A 26,668-nucleotide genomic window follows, 5' to 3' on the forward strand; every position below is an offset into this window, starting at 1 on the left:
TCTCCGTATCCACCGGTTGGTGGAGTAAGGCGCGCGCCAATGTTTCGTAAAACACAACAGATTCATTTAGTCGGAATCGGGGGATCGGGGATGAGCGGCATTGCCGAGGTGCTGCTGACGTTGGGGTACAAAGTCACGGGTTCGGATCTGCAGGCCTCTGATACGACGCGCAGATTGGAAGAACTCGGTGGACGCATTTTTGTCGGCCATCAGGAATCGAACGTCGGAGAGGCCCAGGTTGTCGTGATCTCTTCTGCCGTATCGGCACAGAATCCCGAGGTCGTGGCGGCCAAGGCCAAGCAGATTCCCGTGATTCCTCGGGCTGAGATGCTGGCGGAGCTGATGCGGCTGAAGTTCGGGGTTGCCATTGCCGGCGCCCACGGGAAAACCACGACGACGTCGATGGTGGCCAATGTGCTGGCGCAGGGGGGCCTGGATCCCACGATGGTCATCGGGGGCAAAGTGAATGCGCTGGGGAGTCATGCGCGGCTGGGTCGCGGCGATCTCCTCGTGGCGGAAGCCGATGAGAGCGACGGGTCGTTCCTTCGTCTGTCTCCGACCATCGCTGCCGTCACGAACCTCGATCGGGAACATCTCGATCACTACGGCAGCATGGAGAAGATCAACGAAAGCTTCCTCGAGTTTATCAATAAAGTTCCGTTCTATGGATTGGCGGTGTTGTGTGCCGACGATGATCGGCTCAGGGCGCTCTTCCCGAACATCGTGAAACGTTATCAGACCTATGGGCTGAGTGAACCAGGTGGGGTGACTCCGGACTTCTTTGCGACGGAGATCAGCTTGAACCAATGGGGCGCCGAGTTTCGGGCGCAGTTCCGTGGACGAAATCTGGGCCCGTTCCGCCTGGCCGTGCCAGGCCGGCACAATGTCTCCAACGCACTCGTGGCGATTGCGATCGGGATCGAGTTGGATGTGCCGGTGGACCTTATCCGAAAAGCGCTGGCGGCCTATACCGGGGTGGAGCGTCGATTCCATCTGCGAGGGGAAGCCAATGGGATCATGGTCGTGGACGACTACGGGCATCATCCGACCGAAATCAAGGCCACCCTGGCCGCGGCGAAGCAAGGCTGGGGAGACCGGCGGTTGGTGGTGCTGTTCCAGCCGCATCGCTATACCAGGACGCGAGATTTGCTGGAGGATTTTTCCAAAGCGTTCGAGCAATCGGACGTGCTGTTTTTGACGGACATTTATGCGGCAGGCGAGCAGCCGATTCCAGGGGTGTCCGGAGCGAAGCTGGCGGAGATTGTGCGTGCCGCAGGCCATCCCTCTGTGACCTTTGTGGAACAGAAAGATACGTTGGTCGATCAGGTATTGCCCCATCTGAAATCCGGGGACCTCGTCATTACGCTCGGGGCGGGGGATATTTGGAAGACGGGGCTTGGCCTCTTGGCCCGGTTGACTCCCACAGCATGATGTCATGAAGCGAGGTAGCCAGCATGTCACGACAACAGCGAGCGTCCCTGCGAGGTTTACGCAGGCAGATGTGCGGGCCGCGGTGGCAGGTGTTCGGGGATCTGTGTCCTTCCAGGCCCCGTTGCGAGAGTACACCTCCTTCAAAATTGGAGGGCCTGCGGATGTCGTGGTGGAGCCGGCTGATATTGAAGATGTCTGTCTGGTGGTCCGGCAAGCGCGCGCGCGCAAGGTCCCTCTGTTTGTCGTGGGCGGAACGAATTTGCTCATTCGGGATGGGGGCATCCGAGGCATCGTGGTCAGTCTGGTGCGGTTGCGGACGATCAAAGAAGAATCGGGGGCAGTTCTGTATTCCGATGGTGGCGTCGGGATGCCGACGTTGATCGCTTACGCCATCCGCCACTCCCTCGCGGGCCTGGAATGGGCGGCGGGAATTCCTGGGACTGTGGCCGGTTGTGTGGTGATGAACGCCGGGACGAAGCTCGGGGAGATGAAGGACTCGGTGAAGGCCGTTCGGATGGTGAATATGAAAGGCCAGATCGTGGACGTGGACGCAGCCCAGGTGACGTTCGAGTATCGCCGGGCCCTGCTTCCACGCGGCATCGTCGTCGGGGTATGGCTGCAGTTGAAGCAGGGGGTCCGTTCGGAGATCGAGAAAGTGGTGAAAGACTATCTCCATTACCGACGAGACACGCAGCCGCTGGCGATGCCGAGCGCCGGTTGTGTCTTCAAAAACCCTCCGAACGATTCTGCCGGCCGATTGATCGAGGCGACCGGTCTCAAGGGGGCGCGAGTCGGCGATGCAGAAGTGTCGTTGAAACATGCCAACTTTATGGTGAACCGGGGACAGGCGCGTGCGGCGGACGTGATTGCACTGATTAAAAAAGTCCGCAGCACCATACGCCGTCGGGCTGGTGTGCGGTTAGAACTTGAACTTAAAATCGTAGGAGCGATGTAGCGAGATGAGCCAACCTCGACTGACAGAGCGCCCCCTTCTTACGCGTGCCCGCATCGGGGTGCTGATGGGTGGGCAATCGGCCGAGCGCGAGGTGTCGCTCAGGACAGGCACCGCGGTGCATCGATCGCTGGTGCGCCGTGGGTATGACGCCGTGGCGATCGATGTCGGTCCGACGCTCTCCCAGGATTTGCGCGATCAGAAGATTGCTGTGGCCTTTCTCGCCTTACATGGCCCAGGCGGGGAGGATGGCGCGATTCAAGGATTTCTGGAAACAGTGGGCATTCCTTACACCGGGTCCGGTATCCAGGCCAGTGCGGTTGGCATGCATAAAGTGACGACAAAAACGCTCTTGGCCTTGGCGGGTATTCCTGTGCCTGGAGGTACCGTCGTGAAGCGAGGGACGAAGGTGTCGAGCGCCACCCTGTTGCGGACGGCGAAGTTGCGCTGGCCAGTCGTGGTCAAGCCTGCGTCGCAGGGCTCCACCATCGGTGTCACCATCGTGCGGAAGCCGGCGCAATGGCGTGACGCCTTGGCCTTGGCCCATCGTTACGATACGGATGCGATGGTCGAGGCCTACATCCCGGGGCATGAGGTCACGGTCTCGATCATCGGGAGACAGGCCATTTCGCCATTGGTCCTCCCTGCTGTGGAGATTGTGGCGCCTGGTGGGTTCTACGATTTCGCCGCGAAGTATGAAAAGGGGAAAACGCAGTACCTCTGTCCCGCACCGTTAACGGCGGCGGTGACCAAGCAGATTCGCGCGCTGGCGTTGCGCACCTATGAGGTGCTGGGTTGCGAAGGCGCGGCCCGGGTGGATTTCCGTATTACCCCGAAAGGACGTCCGTTTGTGCTGGAGATCAATACGGCGCCGGGGATGACGGAAACGAGTTTGTTGCCGATGGCGGCGGGGCGAGCCAAGATCGATTATGACGAGCTGACCGAACGGATACTGGAGTCCGCACTTGTTCGAGCCGCTCGCGTTGATCAGTCGTCAGAGGAAGCGCACAAGCCATGAAGTTGTCCATGCGGAAGCGAGCGGTGCGCGCCATTGGCCCTCGGCTCAATCAGTGGAAGGGGGCGCGTGCAAGCGAGGTCGCTGAGCAACGGCAGCAGGCGAATCGAGAGAGACTGTTCTCGCGGGGACGACGAGCCTTGCGCATCGGAACATGGATCATCGGTCTTGCGGCCTTGGCCTGGGGGCTGACCTTCGCGACACGAGAGATGGGACCGGTGCTTCAGCGCTGGCTGGAAATCCGTGAGGTCGAGGTGGAGGGGATTCACCATGTGACGAAGCCGGAAGTGGTGGAATTGCTTGGTTTGAAGCCCGGCATGGGGCTTCAGCAAGTCAGTACCGGTTTTCTTGCCGAGCGTGTGCGGACGCATGCCTGGATCAAAGACGTGATCGTCGAACGCAGGCCTCCGCATCTGCTGCATGTGACGGTATTGGAGCGCACGCCGGCCGCGATTATTCGCACGGGCGTAGACCATTGGCTGAGCGATGAAAGCGGGCACCTCCTGGCCAAGCTGGGCAGGCAGGATGAGCTCACGTTGCCGTTATTGATCGGATTGGAGCCGAAGTCGCTTCTGCGGGGCGATGCTCGCGTCCGCAACTCGGTGCAGTCCGGGGTCGTGCTGGCCAGGCTCATCGGCAATTCTATCGAAGGGCGAATAGAAGTGGATCTCGCGAGTCCTACGAATGTGGTGGCCTCGGCCAACGGGATGCGATTTCAGTTCGGCGCCGATGCCTTGGTCGATCAGTGGGAACGGTTCCAGAAAGTGAAGCCGTCGTTGAAGATGGCATCGTTCGATGGGCGGAAGCATGAGGGCAGCGAGATCGATTTGCGTTACGACAACCGTGTGATTGTGCGTGAAAGGGGGTGAGGGCTGTGCCGAAGCGTGATCAGATTCTTGTGGGGTTGGATATCGGGACCACGAAGATCTGCGCCATCGTTTCGGAAATCACCGATGATGGGGCGCTGAACATCATCGGAGTCGGGTCCAGTCCTTCCCGAGGTCTCCGTAAAGGTGTCGTGGTCGATATCGAAAGTACCGTCGAATCGATCAAAAAGGCGGTCGAGGAAGCGGAGCTCATGGCGGCGGTCCAGATCAATTCCGTCTATACCGGCATTGCCGGCAGTCATATTTCTGCGGAGAACTGCAAGGGCGTGGTGCCTCTCAAGAAGTTAGAAGTCACGCGGGAGGATATCCAGCGGGCCATCGAGAGTGCCCGCACGCTGGCGGTGATTCCTCACGACCGGCGGATCCTCCATGTGTTGCCGCGCGAATTTACGGTAGACGGGCAAGAGGGTATCAGGGAGCCGTTGGGACTGTCCGGAAACCGCCTTGAGGTGAACGTCCATGTGATTACCGGCGCCGTGACGTCCGCGCAGAACATCATCAAGTGCGTGAATCGCGCGGGACTCGATGTCGTGGATATCGTGCTGCAGCCGTTGGCTTCCAGTGAGGCAGTCTTGAGCGTGGAAGAGCGGGATCTGGGAGTCGTCATGATCGATCTCGGGGGGGGGACGACCGACCTCGCGATTTTTCTCGACGGGAGTATCAGGCATTCCGCGGTGTTGCCGATCGGCGGGCAGAATTTGACGAAGGATCTCGCGATCGGGTTGCTGACTACGCAGGTCGAGGCTGAGAAGATCAAGCTGCAGCATGGGATTGCTTTGACAGGATTGGTACAGGGCCATGAAACAGTGGAGGTGCCGTCGGTCGGGGACCGTCCCGCCAGGACGTTTTCGCGCCGTGATGTCGCGGAGATTCTTGAGCCGAGGGTCGCGGAAATATTCGAGCTGGTCCGCCGGGAAATCGCGCGCGCCGGGTACGAGGGGATGTTGGGCGCAGGGGTGGTCATTACCGGGGGGACGTCGTTGTTGGAAGGGATGCCCGATGCGGCAGAGCAGGTCTTGAATCTTCCGGCTCGCCGCGGTGCGCCCAGCGGGGTCGGAGGGCTTCGCGACATCGTCAGCAATCCCATGCATGCCACAGGAGTCGGTCTATTGCTCCATGCCCGGCACCATGCCGAGGAGATGGCTACAGCCGGTCTGCGCGGTGGACGGCCGTTGAGCAAAGCGTTCGATCGGATGAAAACTTGGATGTTCGAGTTCTTTTAACTGTGACGCGAGGCGGATGCCCGTCACGCGGATTCTATTATTAAGGGAGGTGTCCTGATGTTTTCATTTGAAGAGGATGTCGTATCCCCGGTTCGGATCAAAGTGATCGGTGTGGGTGGCGCCGGGTGCAATGCCATTAACACGATGATCACGTCCGGACTGGCGCGGGTCGATTTCATTGCAGCCAATACCGATCTGCAGGCGTTGGATCGGTCGCGGGCCTCGTATAAGGTGCAACTGGGGCCTGAGCGGACCAGGGGACTCGGCGCTGGAGCCAAGCCGGAAGTCGGGAAAGACTCAGCGCTGGAAAGCAAAGATCAGATTCGGGAATGTCTTGAGGGTGCCGACATGGTGTTCGTCACTGCGGGCATGGGTGGTGGAACAGGAACCGGCGCCGCGCCGATCGTGGCGAGCATCGCGCGTGAACTCGGCATCTTGACGGTCGGGGTTGTCACCAAGCCATTTACCTATGAAGGTCATCGCCGGATGAGTCATGCGGATGAAGGGATTCGTGATCTCCGCCGCCACGTGGATACCTTGCTCGTGATTCCCAACCAGCGATTGCTCGGCATCGTCGATAAATCCACGCCGTTGCTCGAAGCCTTCAAGGTCGCCGATGACGTCCTCCGGCAGGCGATTCAAGGGATTGCGGATGTGATTACGACTACCGGCCATGTGAACGTGGACTTTGCCGACGTCCGCACGATTATGTCGCATACGGGGCGTGCGGTGATGGGCATGGGTGTGGCGCGCGGCACGAATCGGGCGATTGAAGCGGCGCAGAAGGCGATCTGCAGTCCATTGCTGGAAGAAGGCAGTGTGGAGGGCGCGCGCGGCGTGTTGTTGAATATCACCGGCGGACCCAATATGTCTCTGCACGAGATCGAGGAAGCGGCCACGATTGTCCAGCAGACAGCCGATCCGGAAGCCAATATCATTGTCGGACAGGTGATCAATCCCGACATGGGTGATGATCTGGTCGTGACGGTGATTGCGACGGGATTTGAACGGGAGGAGCAGGCTGCTCCGATTCCTGCGGTTGCGGCGCGGAGTACACGTAGTGGGCAACAGGTCGCGACAGGAGTGGGAGCCTCGATGGGCGACCGATCCTATGCAGACCGGCCGCTCAAGGATCTCGATCGTCCAAGTTTCTTGCGGCGGCCGAGCGATTCGAGAGAATCGATGGAGCGAGTCGCGGTTGTGGCAGATGATGAATGGGATGTGCCCACGTTTTTACGCAAACAGGTCGACTAAGTCGACAGGTCTGTGACCGTGAGTTGTCTCATCGGAGTAGGGCTATGAGTGCAGCGGTCATCACGGTTCCTGCTTTCGCATCCGCACGGGACGGTGTCCGGCATTTTTTCGGCACACGCCGTCATGCGGATTCGTTAGCGCTTGAGGTCGGAGTGCCGGCTCGCCAGTCCGGGGCCCAGGGGCGTGGCTGGCTGCTGTCTGTCAAGCAAGTGCATGGAACTGACGCGCTGGTGGTGGATCGGCCACTGATTGAGTCGGACCAGTTCCCTGGCGGGTGGGACGCACTGGTGACCGACCAGCCTGGCGTCACGGTGGCGGTGCGTACGGCGGATTGTGTCCCTGTCCTCGTGCATGACCCCCGTCGACACGTCGTGGCCGCGATTCATGCCGGCTGGAGGGGGGCTGTCGCCGGGATTGTGCCGAAGACGCTTTCGCTCATGGTGACCAGATTCGGATCGACGCGGTCGGATTTGCGAGTCAGTATTGGACCCTCGGCTGGTCCTTGTTGCTATGAAGTGGATGGCCCTGTGCTCGACCAGCTCCAAGCGGGATTGCCGGATTGGGAATCGGTCGTGCGGGACTATCAGGGACACAACGCGCGCTTGGATCTCAAGGCCTTGATCCGTCGACAAGTAGAAGGAGAGGGTGTCGCGTCACGTGCTGTCTCATCGGTGAATCTCTGCACGATCTGCCACGATGAGCTCTTCTATTCCTATCGACGGGAAGGCCGTGTGAACGGAACGATGGTCAGCGGGATCACTCTTGTTTCCAGCCGGTAACAGGTGGTCTGGCCGCCTGCGCTGACATTTGTTTGGTGGTTTGGGTACAATACCTCCGAACGTTCGAGCGGCAGGGCTTCAGCTATGGCGATCAAATGAGATGGATGTACCGGTCGGTGGTTCAATCAGTGAGAATATTCGATTCGTGCTCGAGCAGATCCGGCTTGCGACTCGGCAAGCTGGACGGCCCGAAGGCAGCGTGCGTCTCGTCGCCGCGACAAAGTCAGTGGGGCTCGATCAGCTTCGCGAGGGGATTGCGTCAGGGCTGACGATCCTGGGCGAGAACCGCCTCCAAGAGGCCCTTCCGAAAATCGAAGGTTTACGGGGCGCGCCGATTCAGTGGCATTTTATCGGCCACCTGCAGCGTCGAAAGGTTCGATCGGTCGTCGGGGTCTTCGACCTGATTCATTCGGTCGATAGTCTCGAACTGGCAGAAGAGATAGAAAAGCGGGCGCAAGAAGCAGGGGTGAGGCAAGCGGTGCTGATGGAGGTCAATCTTGAGGGGGAGGCGACGAAGACAGGCTTTCGCCCTGACGAGCTTGAGGGATTGCTGCCACGGCTAGGGGCCTTGCCCCATGTGGAGGTGAAGGGGCTCATGGCGATTCCCCCTCCCACCAGCGATCCTGAGCAGTCTCGCCCCTATTTCCGTCGTTTGCGTGAGTTGGCCGAGCGCCTCTCACATCAATCGATCAGTACCGTCTCGCTGAAGGAACTTTCGATGGGCATGTCGAGCGATTATTCCGTGGCCGTTGAAGAGGGGGCCACGATGGTGCGGGTCGGCACGGCTATATTTGGAGCACGACGTGGCTAGTCCAACGATCACGAACAAGATTGCCTTTATCGGGGGCGGCCAGATGGCAGAGGCCATGATCGGCGGGCTGCTCTCCGGACAGGTCTGCCCTGCCGAGTCGATATGGGCGACGGACCCCGTTGCCGAACGCCGGGATCACTTGAAGCGTCAATTCGGCATTCGGGTTGGCTCTGCCAATCGTGAGGCAGTCGCTTGGGCCGATGTGGTCGTCTTGGCGGTGAAGCCCCAGACGCTTCAGATTGTGCTCAGTGATCTTGGCTCATCCCTGGCCCATGCGCTGGTGATTTCTATTGTAGCAGGGGTGACGATTCAAGCCATTGCGGAACAGATGGCCGGAGCGATGCGGGTCGTTCGTGCGATGCCGAATACGCCGGCATTGGTCCGGGAGGGGATGACCGCTCTTGCCCTGGGCAGCGCGGTATCTGAAGATGACAGCCGAATGGCCAGAACGGTATTCGAAGCAGTCGGCCGAGTGGTGCTGATCGAGGAGCGATTGATGGATGCCGTGACCGGATTAAGCGGCAGTGGGCCAGCCTATGTGTTTCTTGCCATTGAATCGTTGGCGGACGGGGGCGTCAAGATGGGGCTCCCGCGGCAGGTTGCCGAGCTCCTGGCTGCCCAGACGGTGCTCGGCGCGGCTCGGTTGGTCTTGGAGTCGGGGATGCACCCCGCTCAACTGAAAGATCGGGTGGCTTCTTCCGGAGGCACGACCATTGCTGGGCTGCATCAGCTTGAACAGGGGAGATTTCGTGCGACGTTGATGTCGGCCGTCGAAGCGGCGACGATACGATCGAAGGAGTTGGGACACTGATGTTTGTTGCAGGCAACGTATTGACGGCGGTCGCGACCATCCTCGACTATGTGTTGTGGCTGTATATGTGGGTGATCATCGCGCGTGCTCTGATCTCGTGGGTCAATCCGGACCCATGGAATCCCATCGTGCAATTTCTCGATCGCGCGACCGAACCGGTCTTGGCGCCGATTCGTCGATGGATTGGGTGGCGCATGGGGATGGATTTGTCGCCGCTCATCGTGATTCTGATCATTACATTCTTGCAGATCGCGGTGGTGCAATCACTCAAGGAATTAGCCATGAGGATGAACTGATATGACCATGGGGGATGCCATGAGAATTACACCGCTCGATATCCAGCAAATGGTGTTCAGGGTCAGTTTTCGCGGCTACGATAAGGAAGAGGTCAATCGCTTTCTCGAGGAGTTGGCGCAGACGGTCGAATCGTTGAATCGGGACCAGGCAGTCCAGCGAGAAAAGATCCTATTCCTGGAGCAGCAGCTTGCTGAGATGAAGCGGACGGAATCGACGCTGTCGAGTACGCTCTTGTCGGCGCAGTCGCTGGCAGAAGATGTGAAACGAAATGCTCAGCGAGAGGCGGACCTCGTCATCAAAGAAGCCGAACTGAAGGCCGGTGAGTTGATCCGTCAGGCCAGAGTCGAACTGACCGATACGCAACGAGACCTCTTATCGCTTCAGAAACAGCGGATGCTCATGGTTGAACGGCTGCGCGCATCGTTGCGGATGTTCGAGCGAATGTTAGAAGTGGAAGAGCAGGAAGCGCTGCACGATGCTGCGACCGCATCGGAAGAGAAGCTCGAAGGAGAGTCGAGCCCGGCATTGTGACTCGTTTGACCTGATCAGTTTTTGTTCACTGGTCCGTTCTTCGGTTGGTTTCGAGACGCCCTCTCCAGCAGCCATGTCCCCACCCGTGACAGATTGTTTTGCCTATGGCCACCCATCACGTCATTGAAGCGGCATTACAAAAGGCTGTTGACGAGGGGGTCTTTCCCGGTGCCCAGTTGTCGGTACGCCTGCAGGGCGAACTGCAATGTGCTGTGGTGGCTGGACGATTGTCGTCAGAGCCCCCCGGCCTTCTCGTGCAACCCGCCACTCTCTACGACCTTGCCTCGCTGACGAAGCCGTTAGCAACCGTCACCTCCATCGTACTCCTGATTCAGCGCGCCAAGGTGGCTCTCGAAGACCCCATACAGCAGGTGTTGGTAGAGCTTGAAGGGACGCTGATCGGGGAGGCGACAGTGCGAGATCTCCTGACCCATCGCTCAGGCCTGCCAGGTTGGCGACCGATATACGAACGGCTCGAAGCACGAGGTATGACTTCGGGCTATTCTGGCGGGAATCAGTCCATCAGGGAAGCCGTGCTGAGCATGATTCGTGACGAGCCATTGATCTACGTACGAGGCGAGCGCAGCATGTACAGCGACCTCGGATTCATGCTGCTGGGATTTCTGGTGGAGCGTCTGTGTGGCATGGCATTGGACCGATGGTGTGAAGACGCGATCGCTCGGCCGACAGGGGCTGCCCCGTTGCTATTTCGCCCAGTAGCAGGAAGCGGGCAATCCCTGCCCGAGGTATCAAGAATTGCTCCGACCGAACAGGATGTGTGGCGTCATCGCCTTTTACGTGGGGAGGTCCATGACGAAAATGCCGCATCGATGGGTGGTGTTGCTGGTCATGCAGGGTTATTCGGGACTGCTGAGTCGGTACTGGCTGTGTCCGGAGCCTGGCTCAGCGGCTATCATGGAAGAGAGTCGATTCTGGAGGAGAAGTTTGTCAGGCAGTTTACGACGCGCCAAGAATCTGTTTCGCAATCGAGTTGGGCGTTGGGATGGGATACTCCGTCGGCGCCGTCCTCATCGGGGTCCTGCTTCTCAGAGCGGTCGTTCGGGCATCTCGGCTATACAGGGACGTCGTTGTGGATTGATCCTCTGTGTGAATTAGAGGTGGTGCTGTTATCCAACCGGGTACATCCGACTCGGAAGAACGAGAAGATAAAAGTCTTCCGCCCGCTCATTCACGACCTGGTCTATCGTGAGTATGTCTCTCGAGGATAAGGAGCGACTACGCGGGGTCCTGGTACTCAACCCAGGTTTCTTTTTCGGCGAGATACTTCGTGCCTTTGAAATTCGCGCGCGTTCTCAATTTGCTGAAGCCGAATCCCTGCATGGCATTGATGAGCTCTTGCACCGCAGCGGGAATAGTCGGGTGCGAGTGCCCCTCGACAGTCAGGGCTTCATACATGGCCTTGGCGGCGTAGCCTGAGGTGGTTCGATTGACGAGGACTGCGCGATTGAAGTACCGATCGCTCGGGTCGACTCCTTCAACCTGGTGCTTTTCAACGAGACCTTCTTTTTTGAAAAGTAGCGGAAGCGAACTCATCACCACCTCCATAATACCCACGTGGAACGGTCTAGGGCCCTGATTATAAGGAGAGGCTGTGCCGACTGCAAGCCGTTGACAACCTCTTGATGCCCCCCCTATCATTTCTCGCCGTTGTGATCGGTCGACGTGCGTAGCTTTGGACGCGATGAATATTCCCAACAGCTTGACCATCCTTCGCATTCTCCTGATTCCCTGCTACATCGGGCTGCTTGTCTACGGCAGATTCGATCAAGCCCTCATCGTGCTTATCGTGGCTGGACTGACCGATGCGCTCGATGGGGCCATCGCTCGCGTGATGAATCAGCATACCCGGCTCGGAGCCGTGCTGGATCCTCTGGCCGATAAGCTGCTCCTCACTTCCGGGTTCATCACACTCTCGATGATTCATTTGATTCCGTCGTGGGTCACCATTCTTGTGGTCAGCCGAGACTTGATCTTAATGCTCGGGACGGCGGTGGCGCACTTCACGGAATCTCACGTGGATATTACTCCCACGTTCCTGGGCAAGGGCACCACGCTGCTCCAGCTCTCCTATATTGTGACGGTGATATTTCTGAGTTCGCGTCACATCAATCCTCCTGCCATGGTCATGCTGTCCCTCTTGTTCGGCATGGTCTCCTTTACGCTCTTGTCAGGGCTGCATTATCTCTACCGGGGCTACCGGCACACGAGTGCGCTCAGCAGCTAATGTGTTGTAGGGCTTGAGCCTGCGTACCTCTTTGCCCGCGCAGAGATTGTGCATTCGTTTGACAGGTTTGGGGGTGATTAGTAGACTCGCCTGGTAGGTATTCCCCTCAGTTTACAACCGGCCATGGTCATGGCCACATCGAAGGGTGAGTGTTGCGTATGGCTACCTTTGCATATGTCGGACGAACCAGATCAGGTGCCGTCAAGAAGGGCGAGCTAAGCGCGAAGACCCGAGATGAGGCGGTGGATCAACTTCGCAAGCAAAGCGTCGTCGTCACCAGCCTCGATGAAAAGAAGGGTGGTGCAGGCGGATTCAACTTGAGTTTTGGATCCGGTCTCACCGATAAAGATTTGGTCGTGTTTACGCGGCAATTTGGCACGATGATTAGTGCAGGCCTGCCTTTGGTGCAATGTCTCGAAATTCTCTCGACCCAATCTGAGAATAAAGTGCTGCGAGAAACGATCGGAGAAGTGAAGACTCAAGTGGAAGCCGGCTCGACCTTTTCGGATGCCTTGCGGCGTCATCCCAAAGTGTTCGACGATCTTTATGTCAATCTAGTGCATGCGGGTGAGGTGGGTGGTCTGCTCGATACGATTTTGACGCGTCTTGCCGTGTACATCGAGAAAGCGATGAAACTCAAAGGGCAGATCAAATCTGCCATGATCTATCCCTCCGCGATCATGGGGGTTGCCGTTATTGTCATCGCGGTGCTCATGATCTTTGTCATTCCGATTTTCGCAAAGATGTTTCTGGAGTTGTCAGGCGGAAAAGTCGCGTTGCCAGGCCCCACTCAAGTGGTCATCGACGCCAGTAATTTCTTTATTGCGTACTGGTACGTCATTCTTGGGAGCATTGTTGGGACCATCATGGGTGTTAAAAAGTATTATGCGACCGTTCAAGGGCGGAAGGTCATCGATACGTTGCTTCTCAAGTTGCCAGTCGTTGGAGACTTAATCAGAAAAGCTTCGGTTGCGAAGTTCACCCGTACGCTTGGGACATTGCTCTCCAGCGGAGTGCCAATCCTCGATGGGTTGACCATCTGTGCAAAGACTTCAGGAAATAAGGTTGTTGAAGAAACGTTGTTAAATGCGCGTACCAGTATCAGCGGAGGAAAGACCATTGCCGATCCTTTGGCCGCCAGCGGAGTTTTTCCGAAGATGGTGACGCATATGATCGCCGTCGGTGAGTCAACCGGCGCGCTGGATGCGATGTTAGGGAAAATTGCAGACTTTTACGAAGAGGAAGTTGATCAAGCCGTAACCGGGTTGACGGCATTACTGGAGCCGGCGATGATGGTGTTCTTGGGGGTCGTGATTGGGTTTATCGTCATTGCGATGTACCTCCCGATCTTCAAGATGGCCTCTGCAATCGGGTAGAGGCTTGGCGATTGCCGTCCCTCTCGCGGAGTTGAGGCCTGTCTCCCAGCATGAGGGCGCTTAGCTGTTAGGGTTAAACCTCTCGGTGCCTCATCGAATGTGCGATGAGGCACCTTCTAGCCTCCTAATCCGAAGAGAATGAGCGAAACACATCTTTTTTCATGTCCCGCCTATTCCCTTTCTTGTCCAGAGGTCTTCCACTCATGAATGAGTTGCGCGTAAGACTGTACTGGCTCATGGGGCTTCGGTTGGCTCTCGTGAGCCTGACGCTCGGCCTGTCTCTCGTCTTCCAAGTTGTGAAGGGCGGGCGGGTTGAAACGTTCTACACCCTGATTGTTCTCACGTACATTCTGACGATTCCTTCCGCTCTCCTGCTCCGTAGGCTGACCTCACCAGTCTCACTCACGATATTTTTCTGGGCTCAGGTCGGGATCGACTTCCTTCTTGAAACGGTGTTGGTTGCGAGGACTGGGGGAGTCGAGAGTCCCTTTGCGGTGTTGTATGTCATGACGGTGGCGGTGGCCAGTCTCGTTCCTCGCCGGCGAGTGGGGCTTCTTGCCGCCTGTTTCTGCATCATTCTGTTCGGGCTCTTAACCAATGTTCAACTGTACGGTCTTGCTGAAGCGTGGGGGTGGCTGCCGCCGAGCCGGCTGACGGCGCCTGAAACGTTTCAAACATTCGGCGTCTATGCGCTTGCTCTTCTGGTCGTCGGCATTCTTGGCGGAACCTTAGCCGACCAGCTTTACCAGGCGGACCAATCGTTACGCGAGAAGGAGCAGGGACTGAGCCGGCTCCAGGTCTTTCACGAGAATATTGTCCATAGCATCAGCAGCGGCGTATTTACGGCAGATGCTACGGGGTGTATCACCTCGTTCAACCCGGCGGCACAGGAAGCGACCAGGTATACGCTCGCGCAGGTGGTCGGGCGTCCCTGGCGCGAAATCTTTAACTGGCATCCTGCTCAGGAATCAGACGAACTGATTGGTGGTTCCCCATCGACGACGACGCGATTTGAAGTGGAATGTAAACGTGCTGACGGCAATCGCCTGATCCTAGGGATGACCCTTTCTCCATTGCACGAGCAGGGGAAGCAGACAGGCCTCGTTGGTGTGTTCAAGGATCTGACGCAGATTCGGGATCTCGAAGAGGAGATGCGGCGTAAGGATTGGCTGGCGAGCTTGGGTGAAATGTCTGCCGGAATGGCTCATGAAATTCGAAATCCGCTTGGCGCGTTGGCCGGCGCCATGCAAATGCTCCGGAAAGATGCCACGGAAGATGAAACGAATCGCCGGCTGATGGACATTGCGATTCGAGAGGCCACCAGGCTCGACAACATCATCACTGAATTCCTCCAGTATGCCCGTCCTCCGGCACTCAATCTTGCCGAGCACGATCTCAATAAAGTACTTGCCGAGACGCTTGATCTCGTTCAACATGAAGCGCGAACACGTTCAAATATCAAAATTGTGACATCTCTAGCCACAGGGGTGCTCACGGCCCTAGTCGACCAAGATCAGTTCCGGCAAGTCTTCTGGAATATGGCGACGAACGCCTTTGAAGCGATGCCGGAGGGGGGGCAGTTGACGATCTCGACAGGCTGTCGTCACGTCGATGCCGGGGGCCGTAAGGGGGATGTCATCGAAATTGCTTTTCAGGACACCGGCGAAGGCATTCCGAAGCAGAATCTGGATAAAATATTTCTCCCGTTTTTCACGACGAAGAAAGAAGGGTCAGGACTGGGTCTCGCAGCCGTGCATCGCATTGTCGATTTGCACGGGGGCTGGATCAAGGTCGAAAGTCAGGAGCGCCATGGCTCACGGTTTGTGGTCTGTATGCCGCGTTCCGGAGATGCCGGGATGCGGTTGTGGCATGAGGGGCGAACGCCGTGGAAAAGATCCTAGTTGTTGATGACGAGCGAAGCCTCCGCGAGGTCCTGAGCATCATGCTTACACGAGCCGGTTATGCCGTGACCGAAGCCTCGGACGGCGAAGAGGCCATCGGTCATGTGAACAGGGAAATTTTCGATCTCGTGATCACCGACCTTCGCATGCCGAAAGCCGACGGTATGGCGGTCCTCAAGGCGGTGAAGTCTTCGTCTCCTGAAACCGTCGTTCTGGTCCTTACGGCGTTTGCGACCGCGGACTCGGCGGTTGATGCGATGAAACAGGGCGCGTATGACTACCTGACCAAGCCCTTCCAGGTCGATGAAGTGCAGCTGATTATCCGCAATGCCCTGGAGAAGCGGCGACTCTCGACGGAAAATATTCTCTTGAAGCGCGAAATGGCGAGCCAATCGTCGTTTGCGCAGATCGTCGGCCAGAGTGAGAGCATGCAGAAGGTGTTCGATGTGGTGCGCAAGGTCGCTGACGCCAAGAGCAATGTGCTGATTTGCGGGGAAAGCGGAACAGGCAAAGAGTTGGTGGCACGCGCGATCCACTACAACAGTGCCCGGAGCCCGATGCCGTTTGTGGCGGTGAATTGCAGCGCCGTGCCGGAGACGTTGCTCGAAAGCGAACTTTTCGGGCACATGAAGGGGGCCTTCACCGGTGCAATGGCCAATAAGGCCGGGCTGTTTGAGATCGCCAATGGCGGCACCATTTTTCTGGATGAAATCGGCGACACTACCCCTACGATTCAAGTGAAGTTGTTGCGTGTGATTCAGGAGCGAGAGTTCCGGCGGGTGGGCGGCACTCAGGACGTGAAGGTCGATGTGCGCATCGTGGCCGCAACTAATAAAGACCTTGAAAAGGCTGTGGCCGACGGATCGTTTCGTGAAGACTTATACTACCGCTTAGATGTCATCCCGATCCGGCTCCCGCCGTTGCGGCTTCGCACCGGAGATATCCCGTTACTCGTGAAGCATTTTCTGGAAAAGTTTTCTCAGGAAAGCGGGAAGCCGGCTCCTGTCTTGACGCCGGAGGCGATGCATGTGTTGTTGGGCCATGAGTGGCGCGGCAACGTGCGCGAGCTTGAAAACTTGCTCGAACGAGTTGTCGCATTTTCCGTCGGTGCGCCTGTATCGGATGAAGATATTCGCGGTTGGCTCCATCGTGTGGTGATTCCTCAGCAGCATGGGGTGCCTACGGATCTGCCGGAAGATGGCGTGGATTTGGAGGTGTTGATCAACGGCATTGAAAAGGATTTATTGCTGCAGGCGCTGGAACGGGCCAAGTGGGTCAAGAAGAAGGCTGCCAGGTTACTGAAGCTCAACACGCGGTCGTTTCGTTATCGGCTAGAGAAGTATGCGATCAAGGGTGGCCGTGATTAATTCGCAGTCGAATCCCTCCGAGATCACCGTGTTCGCTCCGGCCAAAATCAATCTCATTCTCCGCATCCTCGACCGCCGTCCGGACGGGTTCCACAATCTCTGGTCGATCATGCAGACGGTCGCGCTGGAAGATGAGGTGCAGATCAGGCTCTGTCCCGGCCGACAGGGCATCTACCTGAGCTGTGATGCCGGTCAGTTGGCTGCTGACCAAAGTAACCTCGTGTATCGTGCAGCCGCTGCGGTGGTGGAGCGAGCCCGGCTGTCGATCGGTCTCGAGATTGAACTTCGGAAGCGCATTCCGATGGGGGCAGGCCTTGGTGGAGGGAGTAGCGATGCCGCAGCGACCATTATAGGATTGAACCGTTTGTTGCAGCTGGGATGGTCTTCTCTGGAGATGGCCGATGTCGGGCAATCGCTGGGGAGCGATGTCCCGTTTTTTCTGTTCGCTCCTTCAGCCTTCGTGGCAGGTCGGGGAGAAACCGTTCGGCCCGTCGTCGTTGAGGGGCTGCGCTGGGTTGTGCTTGCGAATCCAGGGTTTGGGGTCAATACCAAGTGGGCTTACCAAGAGTTAGCTGCAAATAGGATTGGTGTGAGGCCGCTGTCACCAGCGCAGCGCGAACTCGACCGGCAATCGCGGGTGAGCTGGGCCCAACTCATTGCCGCGGCAGAGAATGATTTCGAGGCGCCAGTTTTTGCCGCCCATGGGAAGCTCCGGGAGATCAAGCAGAGTTTGCAGGCTCAAGGAGCTGAAATTGCGTTGCTATCCGGAAGCGGGGCAACGGTGTTCGGGGTCTTCACCGATGAGGCCGTTGCGCGCCTGGCCCAGTCAAAATTGGCCAGTGACCCGCTGATGACGGTATTCGTTGTCCCTAGCTGTTCAGGCGCGCTCCTCGTGCAAGAAGAACTCCCGCGATAGGCCTTGGTTGACAAGCCTCCGTACATTCCGTTACATTCTGACCCCTTAGTTGGCTTCCTCAACAGCGCGCAGCGAACAGAGGTCGGCGGGTATTCACTACGTCAACCTACGCCCGCGGTCGAGATGAACCACATACGAAATCAGGCCCTTCGTAATCGTATTCAAAGGATCTTTTGGGGAATCGATGAGCAGAGAGCTAAAGATATTCTCTGGTAATGCAAATCCGGATCTGGCCCATGAGATCTGTGCCTATCTCGGGACAAAACTTGGTGAAGCCACGGTGGCGTCATTCAGTGACGGCGAGATTCGTGTCAAGATCGAGGAAAACGTCCGTGGCGCCGACGTGTTCGTCGTGCAATCCAGTTGTCAGCCGGTCAACGACTCCCTCATGGAGTTGTTGATTATTATTGATGCGCTTAAGCGCTCTTCCGCGAATCGCATCACGGCGGTCATTCCATATTTTGGTTATGCGAGGCAGGATCGTAAGGATCAGCCGCGTGTGCCGATTTCTGCAAAACTCGTGGCCGATCTGATCAGCACGGCCGGGACTGACCGCGTCTTGACCATGGACCTCCATGCAGGGCAGATTCAGGGATTCTTTAATATTCCGGTGGACCATCTTTACGCGCTTCCTGTCTTGTTGGATTATATTACGAAGCAAAAAGTCAGCGACCTGGTGGTGGTTTCCCCTGATGCCGGTGGAGTCGAGCGGGCTCGTGCATTTGCGAAGCGGCTTCAAGCGAACCTGGCGATTATCGACAAGCGGCGTGAAGGACCCAACCAGACGCAGATTATGAACATCATCGGCGACGTCGCGGGCAAGAGTGCGCTCTTGCTGGACGACATGATCGATACGGCCGGCACCATTGTAAAAGGCGCTCAAGCCTGTATGGATAAAGGGGCTCGTGAGGTGTGGACGGCTTGTACCCATGCGGTTCTCACCGGGCCAGCGTTGGACCGGATTCAGCAATCCTGCTTGAGGCAGGTGATCGTGACCAATTCGATTCCGTTACGGGGCAAAGAGCAGATCTGCGCGAAGTTGCATCAATTGTCGGTCGCACCACTGCTCGGTGAGGCGATCAGGCGTATCCATGAAGATGAGTCGGTGAGTTCATTGTTTGCCTGACTCGAGACCGAGATATCTGAAGACCAGCGAGAAGGGGGCGGAGGCGTATCATGAAATTCGAACTAGCAGTCACCGTGAGAGAGAAGACCGGAAAAGGCGCGGCGCGCCAGCTCCGGCGAGAGGGCAAGATCCCCGGCGTGTTATACGGGCAGGGCGAATGTCTGCTCTTGACGATTGAGCCTGATAGCTTGGTCAAGATTTTGAAGGCACAGGCGGGAGGAACCGCACTCGTGTCGCTGACGCTGACCGGTGCGAAGTCGACTCCGAACCGGACCGCACTCTTGCGCGATTTCCAGGTCGATCCGGTTGAGGGGAATGTGCTTCATGCGGACCTGTTTGAAATCTCGATGAACAAGCCGATTCGCGTGAAAGTGCCTCTCCATTTGACCGGTGGAGTGCCTGCCGGTGTGAAGGAAGGCGGCATCCTTCATCATAATATGCGCGAGTTGCATATTGAGTGTCTGCCGGCTGTGTTGCCAGACTTTATTGAAGTTGATGCGTCGGGGCTGAACATTTCGCAAGGCCTCCACTTGAAAGATGTCGCTGTGCGCGAAGGGATCAAATTTCTCGATGACCCGGAGCACATGGTTGTGAGTGTGGCCGCGCCGATGACGGAAGCTAAGCTGGAATCGCTCCTTGCGAGCGGCGTAGCTGGAGCTGAGGGCGGGAAAGAGCCTGAAGTGGCAGGCAAGGGCAAAGTTGAAGGTGCTGAGGGCGGCGAGGCAGGGAAGGCCGGTGCAGCGGCGGCCGATGCCAAGGGCGGCGACAAGAAGGGTGCTGCGGCACCAAAAGCTGAGAAGAAAGAAGCCGAAAAGAAGAAGTAACGGTGCGTCTCATCGTTGGGCTGGGCAACCCTGGTGCGGCCTATGCTCAGACTCGTCACAATATTGGCATGTTGGCCATCGAGCGGGCTGCCGCTCGATGGTCCATCCGTCTCGCCAGGCGCGGGCTTGCGCAGCGAGGATCCGGGCGGCTCGGGTCGGAACTCCTCGAACTTGCAGGCACGCTCGACTGGATGAACATCACCGGTCCTCCGCTCAAAGGCCTCCTCCGCGAGTATTCATTAACTGCCGAAGATCTGATCCTTCTCCACGACGATCTTGACCTTGAGATGGGGCGTCTTCGCATCAAGCAAGAGGGTGGTCACGGAGGACATAACGGCATCAGGTCGGTCATCGATGCGGTCGGAACGTCTCAGTTTATACGAATAAAAATCGGAATCGGACGTCCGGCACCACGTCAGGATTCGGCGGATTATGTGCTGCAGGCGTTCACGAGAGAAGAACTCGAGGTGTTGAATCCCTCTCTTGATCGCGTCGTCGATGCGTTGGAATGTTTGATCCACAGGGGGACAGTCGTGGCCATGAATCAGTTCAATATCCGCGAAAAGCCGGCAGGAGATGAAGGGGCGTCGGCAAGCTGATTGTTTGCCGCCAGTACCGAGAAATCCAGGAGTCGACGTGCGGTCGGGCCAGAGTGAAGATTCACGCAGGGCCTCCCCTTTCATTTGACAGCTTCTTCAAGGCTATGGTAGCTTCACCCCTTCGCGCTGGCTGAATCCAGCGTACCCACACCTTGCTCCCGACTAGTTCGGGGGCCTTTGTCCAGGAGGATTGCTGCATGGAGCTCTACGAGTCTCTGTTTATTATTCGTACGTCTCTTACCGACGAAGAGACTGCTGCCCTCATCGAGAAGATGAAGGCGGTGGCAGAGAAGACCGGTGCGCAGTTTATCAAGTCAGAAAACTGGGGCAAGAAGAAGCTCGCGTACGAAGTGAAGCGTGAACGCAAGGGCACGTACGCCTATTTCTACTTCAGGGCGCCCAACATCACGGTCGGTGAATTGGAACGGTCCTACCGGCTGGAAGACCCCATCCTCAAGTTCTTGACCGTCCATCTCAAAAAAGAACTGGTGCCGCCACGGCCACTCGAGACGTCATCGGAGGAGTTCGCCGGTGGCCGGGTTTAATAAAGTCATTCTGATCGGGAATCTCACGCGGAATCCTGAGTTGCGGTATACGCCGAACGGGACGCCGGTGGCCAGCTTGGGCCTGGCGGTCAGTCGGCGATACAAGCAGGGCGAAGAATTAAAAGAGGAAGTCTGCTTTGTCGACATTGTGGTCTTTGGCAAGCAGGCGGAACATTGCGGGCAGTATCTCAGCAAGGGGAGCGGTGTCATCGTCGACGGACGACTCCAGCAGCGCCGATGGGAAACGGAAGACGGACAAAAGCGCAGCAAGCACGAGGTCGTGGCCCAAACGGTGACGTTTATGCCGAAACGCCAGGATGGCGGTGGCGGGGTTGAGCCACCAGCGCACGATGATGCCGGGTATGAACCCGAAGAGCACGTCTAACAAAAAGGGAGACGGTTATGGAGCGTGAACAGGGTGGAGATCGGGACGGAGGCGGTGGTGGCGGACGGTTTTTTCAGCGTCGCCGGCCTTGTCGGTTTTGTATTGAAAAAGGCGCGATCGATTTCAAAGACGTCGGGCTGTTGAGAAACTTCCTTACGGAGCGTGGGCGGATCGTTCCGCGGCGTATTTCCGGTAATTGCATGAGGCACCAACGCGAATTGACGGCTGCCGTCAAGCGGGCTCGGCATATCGCGCTGATCAGTTTTGCGGAAGAGCGATAACGTAACGACTGACGTTGGGGATGGGCATGCAGGTAGGGGCCACGATGGATCTATTAACGCCGCCGCTGGCTAGCATTACAGCAGACGGGCTTTCGCTCGTCGGCGAGGTCACGGCTGAAGAACTCGGCCTGACCGAGGATGATGCCATCGCTCGTGGTCCGCTCGCGGTGAGCCTGGATCTGACCAACGTCGAAGGGCTCGTTGCGGTAACCGGCGTGCTTGAGGGGACGATCCTCCGCGAATGTGTGCGGTGTTTGACGCAGTACGAGGATCCTCTGGCTTTTTCGGTGAGGGCGGCGTTCATCCCTGAGCCGAAGTCTCCGCCGCGCCACCCGAAGCGAGTCGATCCTCGAAAGGCCCGCGAAGAGGTTGTGGCGGCTGAGGAAGAGGAAGACCTGGATGACCAGTATCAATATCAAGGCAATTTTTTAGAATTGGCTCCCATGTTGCGCGAACATGTCATCCTGGCCGCGCCGATGCAGCCCATCTGCAGCGACGACTGTTTGGGGCTTTGCGCACGATGTGGAAAAAATTTGAATGAGGGGCCCTGTCAATGTGCCGCGGAACCACCGATCCCGACTTTTCGGGTGGTTCAGGGCACGAAACGCAAGACCGGCGGATCATCGGCATCATAGCGTGACCGCCTGCTATCGAGAGTGAGAAGGAGTTGCCATGCCAAATCCGAAACATAAACATTCACGGGAACGACGCGACACGCGGCGCACCCAAAAACTGCGCATGACCCCGCCGGGCATGTCCGTCTGTCCGCAGTGCCATGAGATCAAGCTCCCGCATTACACCTGCTTGAATTGCGGAACCTACAAGGGTAAGGCAGTCATCCAAGTCGAAGAATCCTAGTCGGCTCTCGTTCCACGTACGCAACGGAGTACGTGGAACATCGTCCTCGCTACGGGCTTGCTAGACGTCAGGTTGAGCAGCCTGCTCGGCAGGCTGTTGGCTGGCCGATGGTTCGCGCCTGCAGGGCACGGGGGCTCTAGGGACTCCATCAGAATGATGTCCGTTTGCCTGTTGCGTCAACCAGTTCACTGCTCTAAACTCCTGCCGCATGTAGCGTGGTGACGGCTGTTTGTCTCCCGTGACCACCTGACACGTCATCGTTCTATGAGTACTTGGCTTCTATGAAGATTGCGCTTGATGCCATGGGCGGCGACCATGGACCGGCCCCGGTTATTGAGGGGGCTCTCCAGGCCGCCCAGGAATGTGATGTCGAGATCCTGCTCGTCGGCGATGAGGCCGTTCTCACGGCTGAATGTCGCCGTCTGGGCTGTACAGATTCCCGCCTGTCTATTCGTCATGCGTCGCAAGTGGTCGAGATGCATGAATCACCGGCAACCGTAGCCCGTAAGAAGCGGAATTCCTCCATCTGGATCGCGACCGAGTTGGTCAAGAGTGGCGAGGCCAGTGCTGTGGTCAGTCCCGGGAATACCGGCGCCAGCATGGTAGCCTCGTTTTTTGTACTCGGGCTGACGAAGGGTGTCGAGCGTCCGGCGATCGCAACTTGTCTGCCCACGCTGACTGGCATGGCTATTATGTTAGATGTCGGGGCCAATGTGGACTGTAGTGCCCAGCATTTGGCGCAATTCGCCATCATGGGGAATGAATACGGCAAGCATCTGTTCGGGAAGCCTAATCCACGTGTCGGGCTGTTGAGCATCGGGGAAGAGGACAGCAAGGGGAATGAAGTGACGAAGGAAGCGTTCAAGCTCCTCAAGGCCAGTCCGCTCAACTTCATCGGTAATGTCGAGGGCCGCGATGTATATAGCGGGAGCGCTGACGTCGTGGTCTGTGACGGGTTTATCGGGAATGTCGCGTTGAAGATTTCAGAAGGCGTGGCCGATACGATTAAGAAGTTGCTGCTCAAGGAAATATCCGGATCCTTCTTCGGCCGCTTAGCCTATCCGTTCATTGCCAAACCGCTGTTGAATTTGAAGAAGAAAATCGACTATGCCGAATTCGGCGGGGCGCCGCTTCTGGGTGTCAACGGCATTACGATGATTTGCCATGGCCGTTCGTCAGCCAAGGCGATTAAGAACGCCATCCGTCGGGCAAAGGGATTGGCCGAGAGTCGTGTCGATGCGCTGATTCAACGCGATATTGAAGAGAGCCTCATGCAGCCCAAACCCACCGAGGATACGCCGGTATGAGGGCCCGCATTGCAGGGACCGGATCGTATGTGCCAGCCAAGGTGCTGACCAATGTCGATCTCGAACGGATGGTGGCCACCTCAGACGACTGGATTGTCGAACGGACGGGCATTCGCGAGCGACATGTGGCCGGTCCCGGTGAGGCCTGCTCTGATCTGGCGGTGAAAGCGGCGGAACGGGCGTTGGCCGCCGCGGGAGTGTGTGCGGCCGATCTCGATATGATCCTATTGGCTACCTGCACCGGTGACTATCCCCTTCCTGCGACCGCCTGTCTGATTCAACATCGGCTGGGGGCCACGCGTGCGGCGGCCTGCGATCTGTCGGCCGCTTGTTGCGGCTTTGTCTATGCGTTATCGGTGGCGGATGCCTATGTGAAGTCCGGCATGCGCCATGTGTTGATCATCGGGTCGGAAGTGATGTCGGCTATTACCGACTGGACCGATCGCAATACCTGTATCCTATTCGGCGATGGGGCTGGAGCGGCTGTCATCAGCGCCAGTGAGAGCGACCGTGGGATCCTCTCCACGCATCTTCGTTCCGATGGCAGTCTCTGCGATTTGATTGCCGTGCCGGGTGGCGGGTCACGTCTGCCGCCTTCTGAAGCGGTCGTGGCGGAACGGATGCAGTACATCAAGATGAAGGGGAACGAGACGTTTAAGGTGGCGGTTCGAACCTTGGAAGAAGTCGCGCGTGAGACTTTGGCCGCGAATAATCTCCAAGTGGAAGATCTCGACCTCTATGTCCCGCATCAGGCCAATATACGAATTCTGAAGGCCGTGGCCAGTCGTCTCGGGCTTCCGCCTGAAAAAGTGATGCTGAACCTCGATCGGTATGGAAATACCTCAGCCGCTTCGATTCCCATCGCCATGGATGAAGCGGTGCGCCAGGGGCGAATCAAAGAGGGAAGTCTTGTGATGTTAGGGGCTTTCGGGGCCGGGCTCACCTGGGCATCGGCACTCATTCGATGGTAGCAGAAGAGGCGATCAGCCAGCAGCGTTCAGCTCAGAGGAATCGCCGATTGCCGACGGCGATGCACTGACGGATTCGAAGAACTTTTCCCGTTGACATTCAAGGGAAATTCGACGATATCTAGCTCACGGAGAGGGTGCAGTGCGCTTGCTCCAGCGTCGATGATGATCATGATGAACGTAACCGGTAACTCTGTGCCATCACGCCAGTAGCATGACGATTCTCCAATCAATACGTGCATCCAGTATCGGGTTGGTGTTCCCGGGGCAGGGGTCCCAGTCTGTCGGGATGGGGAAGGCGTTGGCCGAGGCCTATCCGGACGTTAGAGACCTCTATGATGAGGCCTCATCGGTGCTGGGATACGATATTGCCGCATTATGTTTTGAGGGACCATCCGAACGATTGAATCTCACGGAATATACTCAGCCGGCTTTATTCGTGAGCAGCATGGCTGCATTTCATGTGTGTAAGTCATTGGATCTCGCGCCGATCGCAGTGGCCGGACATAGCTTGGGTGAATACTCGGCTCTTGTCGCCGCCGGGGGAATGACCTATCGTGAGGCGGTGGGGATCGTGCAGAAGCGAGGTCGGTATATGGCCGAAGCCGTGCCGTCAGGGACAGGGCTCGTCGCTGCATTGCTCGGTCTCGCCGCAGACGTAGTGAAAGAGGTCTGTCGGGAAGCTTCCGCTGCCGGCGTTGTGGCTGCGGCGAATTTCAATTCGCCTGGTCAGGTGGTCATTGCCGGAGAAAAGGCCGCGGTGGAGCGGGCGATTGAATTGGCAAAGGCCAAGGGCTGTAAGAAGGCGATACCCCTTCCTGTCAGTGTGCCGGTGCATACGCCTCTGATGCAGGCAGCGGCTGATCGGCTCGCTGGAGAGCTTGCGGCAATCAGATGGTCCGATCTCAAGGTGCCGTTGATCAATAACGCGGAAGCCAGGCCGATCACCAAAGCCGCTGATATTCAGGCTTCATTGGTACGACAACTTCCGTCGTCAGTGCTCTGGGAAGATTCGGTGAAGGCGATGGCCGCGATGGGCGTGACGACGTTCGTCGAGGTTGGGCCTGGAACGGTGTTAAGTGGCTTGATTAAACGAATTGTGCCTGACGCAGTGACCTTGAACGTCAATGATCCTAAGTCGTTCGAGGCGACCCGCACGGCGTTCAGTGCATAAAGGAATGTGAGGAGCGAGCGGATGTCACTTCAAGGTAAAGTTGCGATTGTCACAGGGGCGGCGCAAGGAATCGGCCGGGCGATCGCAGAAGCATTGGCGCAAGCCGGGGCCGATATTGTGGTGGCCGACCTCGACCCGAGCCGGTCGAAAGATACGGTGGCGGCGGTGGAGCAGTTGGGGCGCAAGGCGCTGAACGTCAAAGTCAACGTGGCGGACGGCACCGACACCAAAGCCATGGTCGACCAGGTGATCAAGGAATGGGGGAAGGTCGACATTCTGGTCAACAATGCCGGGATCACGCGTGACGGCTTGTTGTTGCGGATGAAGGAAGAAGACTGGAACCTGGTGCTGCAAGTCAATTTGACCGGGACGTTCAATTGTATCAAGGCGGTCTTGCTCCCGATGACCAAGCAGCGGTATGGTCGTATCGTCAACATTGCGTCGATCGTCGGCGTGATGGGGAATGTGGGCCAGGCCAATTACGCGGCATCGAAGGCGGCGGTGATCGGGTTGACGAAGACGGTCGCGCGGGAATATGCGAGCCGAGCCGTGACGGTCAACGCCGTCGCGCCGGGATTTATCGACACCGCCATGACGCAGGGATTATCGACCGAGGTGAAAGATACCCTCCAAAAGCAAATCCCGTTGGGACGATTGGGTACGCCGGCCGATATTGCGGCGGCGGTGCGTTTTCTCGTATCGGACGAGGCCGCGTATATCACGGGGCATGTGTTGCATGTGAACGGGGGAATGTTGATGCCCTGACGATGTGTGGTCAGAGTATTGTAAGATGCTGCGGCGACAG

Annotated in this window: 29 protein-coding genes and 1 pseudogene; 29 read left to right on the plus strand and 1 reads right to left on the minus strand. The window is 57.6% G+C overall.

The annotated features are described in order from the left end of the window. The first annotated feature begins 39 nt into the window (after nucleotides 1-39). The 12 genes from murC to Q7U76_17505 all read left to right on the plus strand — a co-directional run bounded on the left by murC (nucleotide 40) and on the right by Q7U76_17505 (nucleotide 11,220). Nucleotides 40-1,431: a UDP-N-acetylmuramate--L-alanine ligase gene (gene murC, locus Q7U76_17450; protein ID MDO8358165.1), complete on the plus strand. Its 1,392-nt coding sequence runs from the start codon at nucleotides 40-42 to the stop codon at nucleotides 1,429-1,431. 4 nt (nucleotides 1,432-1,435) lie between these two features. Beyond that, nucleotides 1,436-2,386, plus strand: a complete 951-nt coding sequence (gene murB, locus Q7U76_17455) for a UDP-N-acetylmuramate dehydrogenase (GenBank protein MDO8358166.1) — start codon at nucleotides 1,436-1,438, stop codon at nucleotides 2,384-2,386. Between the two features lie 4 nt (nucleotides 2,387-2,390). Beyond that, entirely contained in the window at nucleotides 2,391-3,401 is a 1,011-nt protein-coding gene (locus Q7U76_17460; GenBank protein MDO8358167.1) for a D-alanine--D-alanine ligase, read from the plus strand. Next, nucleotides 3,398-4,267 carry an FtsQ-type POTRA domain-containing protein gene (locus tag Q7U76_17465; protein ID MDO8358168.1) on the plus strand — a complete coding sequence of 290 codons (870 nt, stop codon included), beginning with the start codon at nucleotides 3,398-3,400 and terminating at the stop codon, nucleotides 4,265-4,267. The genes Q7U76_17460 and Q7U76_17465 overlap by 4 nt, the downstream gene beginning before the upstream one ends. Then, entirely contained in the window at nucleotides 4,264-5,508 is a 1,245-nt protein-coding gene (gene ftsA, locus Q7U76_17470; GenBank protein MDO8358169.1) for a cell division protein FtsA, read from the plus strand. The genes Q7U76_17465 and ftsA overlap by 4 nt, the downstream gene beginning before the upstream one ends. 57 nt (nucleotides 5,509-5,565) lie before the next feature. After that, the gene (gene ftsZ, locus Q7U76_17475) at nucleotides 5,566-6,762 is read left to right on the plus strand and encodes a cell division protein FtsZ (GenBank protein MDO8358170.1); all 1,197 of its coding nucleotides are present in this window, start codon (nucleotides 5,566-5,568) and stop codon (nucleotides 6,760-6,762) included. Between the two features lie 44 nt (nucleotides 6,763-6,806). Continuing rightward, a complete protein-coding gene (gene pgeF / locus Q7U76_17480; protein ID MDO8358171.1) occupies nucleotides 6,807-7,541 on the plus strand; it encodes a peptidoglycan editing factor PgeF in 735 nt (244 codons plus the stop codon). Nucleotides 7,542-7,641: 100 nt separating this feature from the next. Next, the gene (locus Q7U76_17485; GenBank protein ID MDO8358172.1) at nucleotides 7,642-8,352 is read left to right on the plus strand and encodes a YggS family pyridoxal phosphate-dependent enzyme; all 711 of its coding nucleotides are present in this window, start codon (nucleotides 7,642-7,644) and stop codon (nucleotides 8,350-8,352) included. After that, nucleotides 8,345-9,163, plus strand: coding sequence for a pyrroline-5-carboxylate reductase (gene proC / locus Q7U76_17490; GenBank protein ID MDO8358173.1), 819 nt, complete (start codon nucleotides 8,345-8,347; stop codon nucleotides 9,161-9,163). The genes Q7U76_17485 and proC overlap by 8 nt, the downstream gene beginning before the upstream one ends. Continuing rightward, a complete protein-coding gene (locus Q7U76_17495; protein ID MDO8358174.1) occupies nucleotides 9,163-9,459 on the plus strand; it encodes a YggT family protein in 297 nt (98 codons plus the stop codon). The genes proC and Q7U76_17495 overlap by 1 nt, the downstream gene beginning before the upstream one ends. A 1-nt stretch (nucleotide 9,460) precedes the next feature. Continuing rightward, nucleotides 9,461-9,991, plus strand: coding sequence for a DivIVA domain-containing protein (locus Q7U76_17500; GenBank protein MDO8358175.1), 531 nt, complete (start codon nucleotides 9,461-9,463; stop codon nucleotides 9,989-9,991). Nucleotides 9,992-10,095: 104 nt separating this feature from the next. Beyond that, the gene (locus Q7U76_17505; GenBank protein ID MDO8358176.1) at nucleotides 10,096-11,220 is read left to right on the plus strand and encodes a serine hydrolase; all 1,125 of its coding nucleotides are present in this window, start codon (nucleotides 10,096-10,098) and stop codon (nucleotides 11,218-11,220) included. Nucleotides 11,221-11,227: 7 nt separating this feature from the next. On the opposite strand, the gene Q7U76_17510 is transcribed toward Q7U76_17505, so the two are convergent. Next, the gene (locus tag Q7U76_17510; protein ID MDO8358177.1) at nucleotides 11,228-11,545 is read right to left on the minus strand and encodes a hypothetical protein; all 318 of its coding nucleotides are present in this window, start codon (nucleotides 11,543-11,545) and stop codon (nucleotides 11,228-11,230) included. 148 nt (nucleotides 11,546-11,693) lie between these two features. Here Q7U76_17510 and Q7U76_17515 point away from each other — a divergent pair, with 148 nt between their 5' ends. From Q7U76_17515 to fabG, 17 genes and pseudogenes are all read left to right on the plus strand, one after another. Continuing rightward, the gene (locus Q7U76_17515; protein ID MDO8358178.1) at nucleotides 11,694-12,236 is read left to right on the plus strand and encodes a CDP-alcohol phosphatidyltransferase family protein; all 543 of its coding nucleotides are present in this window, start codon (nucleotides 11,694-11,696) and stop codon (nucleotides 12,234-12,236) included. 158 nt (nucleotides 12,237-12,394) lie between these two features. After that, entirely contained in the window at nucleotides 12,395-13,612 is a 1,218-nt protein-coding gene (locus Q7U76_17520; GenBank protein MDO8358179.1) for a type II secretion system F family protein, read from the plus strand. Between the two features lie 203 nt (nucleotides 13,613-13,815). Continuing rightward, nucleotides 13,816-15,513, plus strand: coding sequence for an ATP-binding protein (locus tag Q7U76_17525; GenBank protein ID MDO8358180.1), 1,698 nt, complete (start codon nucleotides 13,816-13,818; stop codon nucleotides 15,511-15,513). Continuing rightward, nucleotides 15,498-16,880, plus strand: a complete 1,383-nt coding sequence (locus tag Q7U76_17530) for a sigma-54 dependent transcriptional regulator (protein ID MDO8358181.1) — start codon at nucleotides 15,498-15,500, stop codon at nucleotides 16,878-16,880. The genes Q7U76_17525 and Q7U76_17530 overlap by 16 nt, the downstream gene beginning before the upstream one ends. Then, nucleotides 16,873-17,796, plus strand: a complete 924-nt coding sequence (ispE, locus tag Q7U76_17535) for a 4-(cytidine 5'-diphospho)-2-C-methyl-D-erythritol kinase (GenBank protein ID MDO8358182.1) — start codon at nucleotides 16,873-16,875, stop codon at nucleotides 17,794-17,796. Before Q7U76_17530 ends, ispE begins: the two co-directional genes overlap by 8 nt. 184 nt (nucleotides 17,797-17,980) lie before the next feature. Beyond that, a complete protein-coding gene (locus tag Q7U76_17540) occupies nucleotides 17,981-18,922 on the plus strand; it encodes a ribose-phosphate pyrophosphokinase (protein ID MDO8358183.1) in 942 nt (313 codons plus the stop codon). A 50-nt stretch (nucleotides 18,923-18,972) separates the two neighbouring features. After that, the gene (locus Q7U76_17545; protein ID MDO8358184.1) at nucleotides 18,973-19,746 is read left to right on the plus strand and encodes a 50S ribosomal protein L25; all 774 of its coding nucleotides are present in this window, start codon (nucleotides 18,973-18,975) and stop codon (nucleotides 19,744-19,746) included. 2 nt (nucleotides 19,747-19,748) lie between these two features. Continuing rightward, on the plus strand, nucleotides 19,749-20,345 hold the full coding sequence (gene pth / locus Q7U76_17550; protein ID MDO8358185.1) for an aminoacyl-tRNA hydrolase: 597 nt from the start codon (nucleotides 19,749-19,751) through the stop codon (nucleotides 20,343-20,345). 197 nt (nucleotides 20,346-20,542) lie between these two features. Next, nucleotides 20,543-20,890 carry a 30S ribosomal protein S6 gene (rpsF, locus tag Q7U76_17555; protein MDO8358186.1) on the plus strand — a complete coding sequence of 116 codons (348 nt, stop codon included), beginning with the start codon at nucleotides 20,543-20,545 and terminating at the stop codon, nucleotides 20,888-20,890. After that, nucleotides 20,877-21,275 (plus strand): single-stranded DNA-binding protein, encoded by a 399-nt coding sequence (locus tag Q7U76_17560; GenBank protein MDO8358187.1) that lies wholly within the window; start codon nucleotides 20,877-20,879, stop codon nucleotides 21,273-21,275. Before rpsF ends, Q7U76_17560 begins: the two co-directional genes overlap by 14 nt. Nucleotides 21,276-21,340: 65 nt before the next feature. After that, nucleotides 21,341-21,556 (plus strand): annotated as a pseudogene (rpsR, locus tag Q7U76_17565) (30S ribosomal protein S18). A 44-nt stretch (nucleotides 21,557-21,600) separates the two neighbouring features. Next, a complete protein-coding gene (locus Q7U76_17570; protein ID MDO8358188.1) occupies nucleotides 21,601-22,191 on the plus strand; it encodes a DUF177 domain-containing protein in 591 nt (196 codons plus the stop codon). Between the two features lie 37 nt (nucleotides 22,192-22,228). Then, on the plus strand, nucleotides 22,229-22,414 hold the full coding sequence (gene rpmF, locus Q7U76_17575; protein ID MDO8358189.1) for a 50S ribosomal protein L32: 186 nt from the start codon (nucleotides 22,229-22,231) through the stop codon (nucleotides 22,412-22,414). Nucleotides 22,415-22,695: 281 nt separating this feature from the next. Further along, a complete protein-coding gene (plsX, locus tag Q7U76_17580) occupies nucleotides 22,696-23,721 on the plus strand; it encodes a phosphate acyltransferase PlsX (GenBank protein ID MDO8358190.1) in 1,026 nt (341 codons plus the stop codon). Further along, on the plus strand, nucleotides 23,718-24,692 hold the full coding sequence (locus Q7U76_17585; GenBank protein MDO8358191.1) for a beta-ketoacyl-ACP synthase III: 975 nt from the start codon (nucleotides 23,718-23,720) through the stop codon (nucleotides 24,690-24,692). Before plsX ends, Q7U76_17585 begins: the two co-directional genes overlap by 4 nt. A gap of 211 nt (nucleotides 24,693-24,903) precedes the next feature. After that, on the plus strand, nucleotides 24,904-25,863 hold the full coding sequence (fabD, locus tag Q7U76_17590; GenBank protein ID MDO8358192.1) for an ACP S-malonyltransferase: 960 nt from the start codon (nucleotides 24,904-24,906) through the stop codon (nucleotides 25,861-25,863). Nucleotides 25,864-25,884: 21 nt separating this feature from the next. Then, nucleotides 25,885-26,628, plus strand: a complete 744-nt coding sequence (gene fabG, locus Q7U76_17595) for a 3-oxoacyl-[acyl-carrier-protein] reductase (GenBank protein ID MDO8358193.1) — start codon at nucleotides 25,885-25,887, stop codon at nucleotides 26,626-26,628. Nucleotides 26,629-26,668: the final 40 nt, after the last annotated feature.

It is taken from the genome of Nitrospirota bacterium (genome assembly GCA_030645475.1).
In the GTDB taxonomy this organism is placed as follows: Bacteria; Nitrospirota; Nitrospiria; order Nitrospirales; family Nitrospiraceae; genus Palsa-1315.

Excerpts from the sequence above, each read along its gene's own strand:
- murC (MDO8358165.1), top strand. The coding sequence starts at position 40 with ATGTTTCGTAAAACACAACAGATTCATTTAGTCGGAATCGGGGGATCG.
- murB (MDO8358166.1), top strand. The coding sequence starts at position 1,436 with ATGAAGCGAGGTAGCCAGCATGTCACGACAACAGCGAGCGTCCCTGCG.
- Q7U76_17460 (MDO8358167.1), top strand. The coding sequence starts at position 2,391 with ATGAGCCAACCTCGACTGACAGAGCGCCCCCTTCTTACGCGTGCCCGC.
- Q7U76_17465 (MDO8358168.1), top strand. The coding sequence starts at position 3,398 with ATGAAGTTGTCCATGCGGAAGCGAGCGGTGCGCGCCATTGGCCCTCGG.
- ftsZ (MDO8358170.1), top strand. The coding sequence starts at position 5,566 with ATGTTTTCATTTGAAGAGGATGTCGTATCCCCGGTTCGGATCAAAGTG.
- pgeF (MDO8358171.1), top strand. The coding sequence starts at position 6,807 with ATGAGTGCAGCGGTCATCACGGTTCCTGCTTTCGCATCCGCACGGGAC.
- Q7U76_17485 (MDO8358172.1), top strand. The coding sequence starts at position 7,642 with ATGGATGTACCGGTCGGTGGTTCAATCAGTGAGAATATTCGATTCGTG.
- Q7U76_17495 (MDO8358174.1), top strand. The coding sequence starts at position 9,163 with ATGTTTGTTGCAGGCAACGTATTGACGGCGGTCGCGACCATCCTCGAC.
- Q7U76_17500 (MDO8358175.1), top strand. The coding sequence starts at position 9,461 with ATGACCATGGGGGATGCCATGAGAATTACACCGCTCGATATCCAGCAA.
- Q7U76_17505 (MDO8358176.1), top strand. The coding sequence starts at position 10,096 with ATGGCCACCCATCACGTCATTGAAGCGGCATTACAAAAGGCTGTTGAC.
- Q7U76_17510 (MDO8358177.1), bottom strand. The coding sequence starts at position 11,545 with ATGAGTTCGCTTCCGCTACTTTTCAAAAAAGAAGGTCTCGTTGAAAAG.
- Q7U76_17515 (MDO8358178.1), top strand. The coding sequence starts at position 11,694 with ATGAATATTCCCAACAGCTTGACCATCCTTCGCATTCTCCTGATTCCC.
- Q7U76_17520 (MDO8358179.1), top strand. The coding sequence starts at position 12,395 with ATGGCTACCTTTGCATATGTCGGACGAACCAGATCAGGTGCCGTCAAG.
- Q7U76_17525 (MDO8358180.1), top strand. The coding sequence starts at position 13,816 with ATGAATGAGTTGCGCGTAAGACTGTACTGGCTCATGGGGCTTCGGTTG.
- Q7U76_17540 (MDO8358183.1), top strand. The coding sequence starts at position 17,981 with ATGAGCAGAGAGCTAAAGATATTCTCTGGTAATGCAAATCCGGATCTG.
- Q7U76_17545 (MDO8358184.1), top strand. The coding sequence starts at position 18,973 with ATGAAATTCGAACTAGCAGTCACCGTGAGAGAGAAGACCGGAAAAGGC.
- rpsF (MDO8358186.1), top strand. The coding sequence starts at position 20,543 with ATGGAGCTCTACGAGTCTCTGTTTATTATTCGTACGTCTCTTACCGAC.
- Q7U76_17570 (MDO8358188.1), top strand. The coding sequence starts at position 21,601 with ATGGATCTATTAACGCCGCCGCTGGCTAGCATTACAGCAGACGGGCTT.
- rpmF (MDO8358189.1), top strand. The coding sequence starts at position 22,229 with ATGCCAAATCCGAAACATAAACATTCACGGGAACGACGCGACACGCGG.
- plsX (MDO8358190.1), top strand. The coding sequence starts at position 22,696 with ATGAAGATTGCGCTTGATGCCATGGGCGGCGACCATGGACCGGCCCCG.
- Q7U76_17585 (MDO8358191.1), top strand. The coding sequence starts at position 23,718 with ATGAGGGCCCGCATTGCAGGGACCGGATCGTATGTGCCAGCCAAGGTG.
- fabD (MDO8358192.1), top strand. The coding sequence starts at position 24,904 with ATGACGATTCTCCAATCAATACGTGCATCCAGTATCGGGTTGGTGTTC.
- fabG (MDO8358193.1), top strand. The coding sequence starts at position 25,885 with ATGTCACTTCAAGGTAAAGTTGCGATTGTCACAGGGGCGGCGCAAGGA.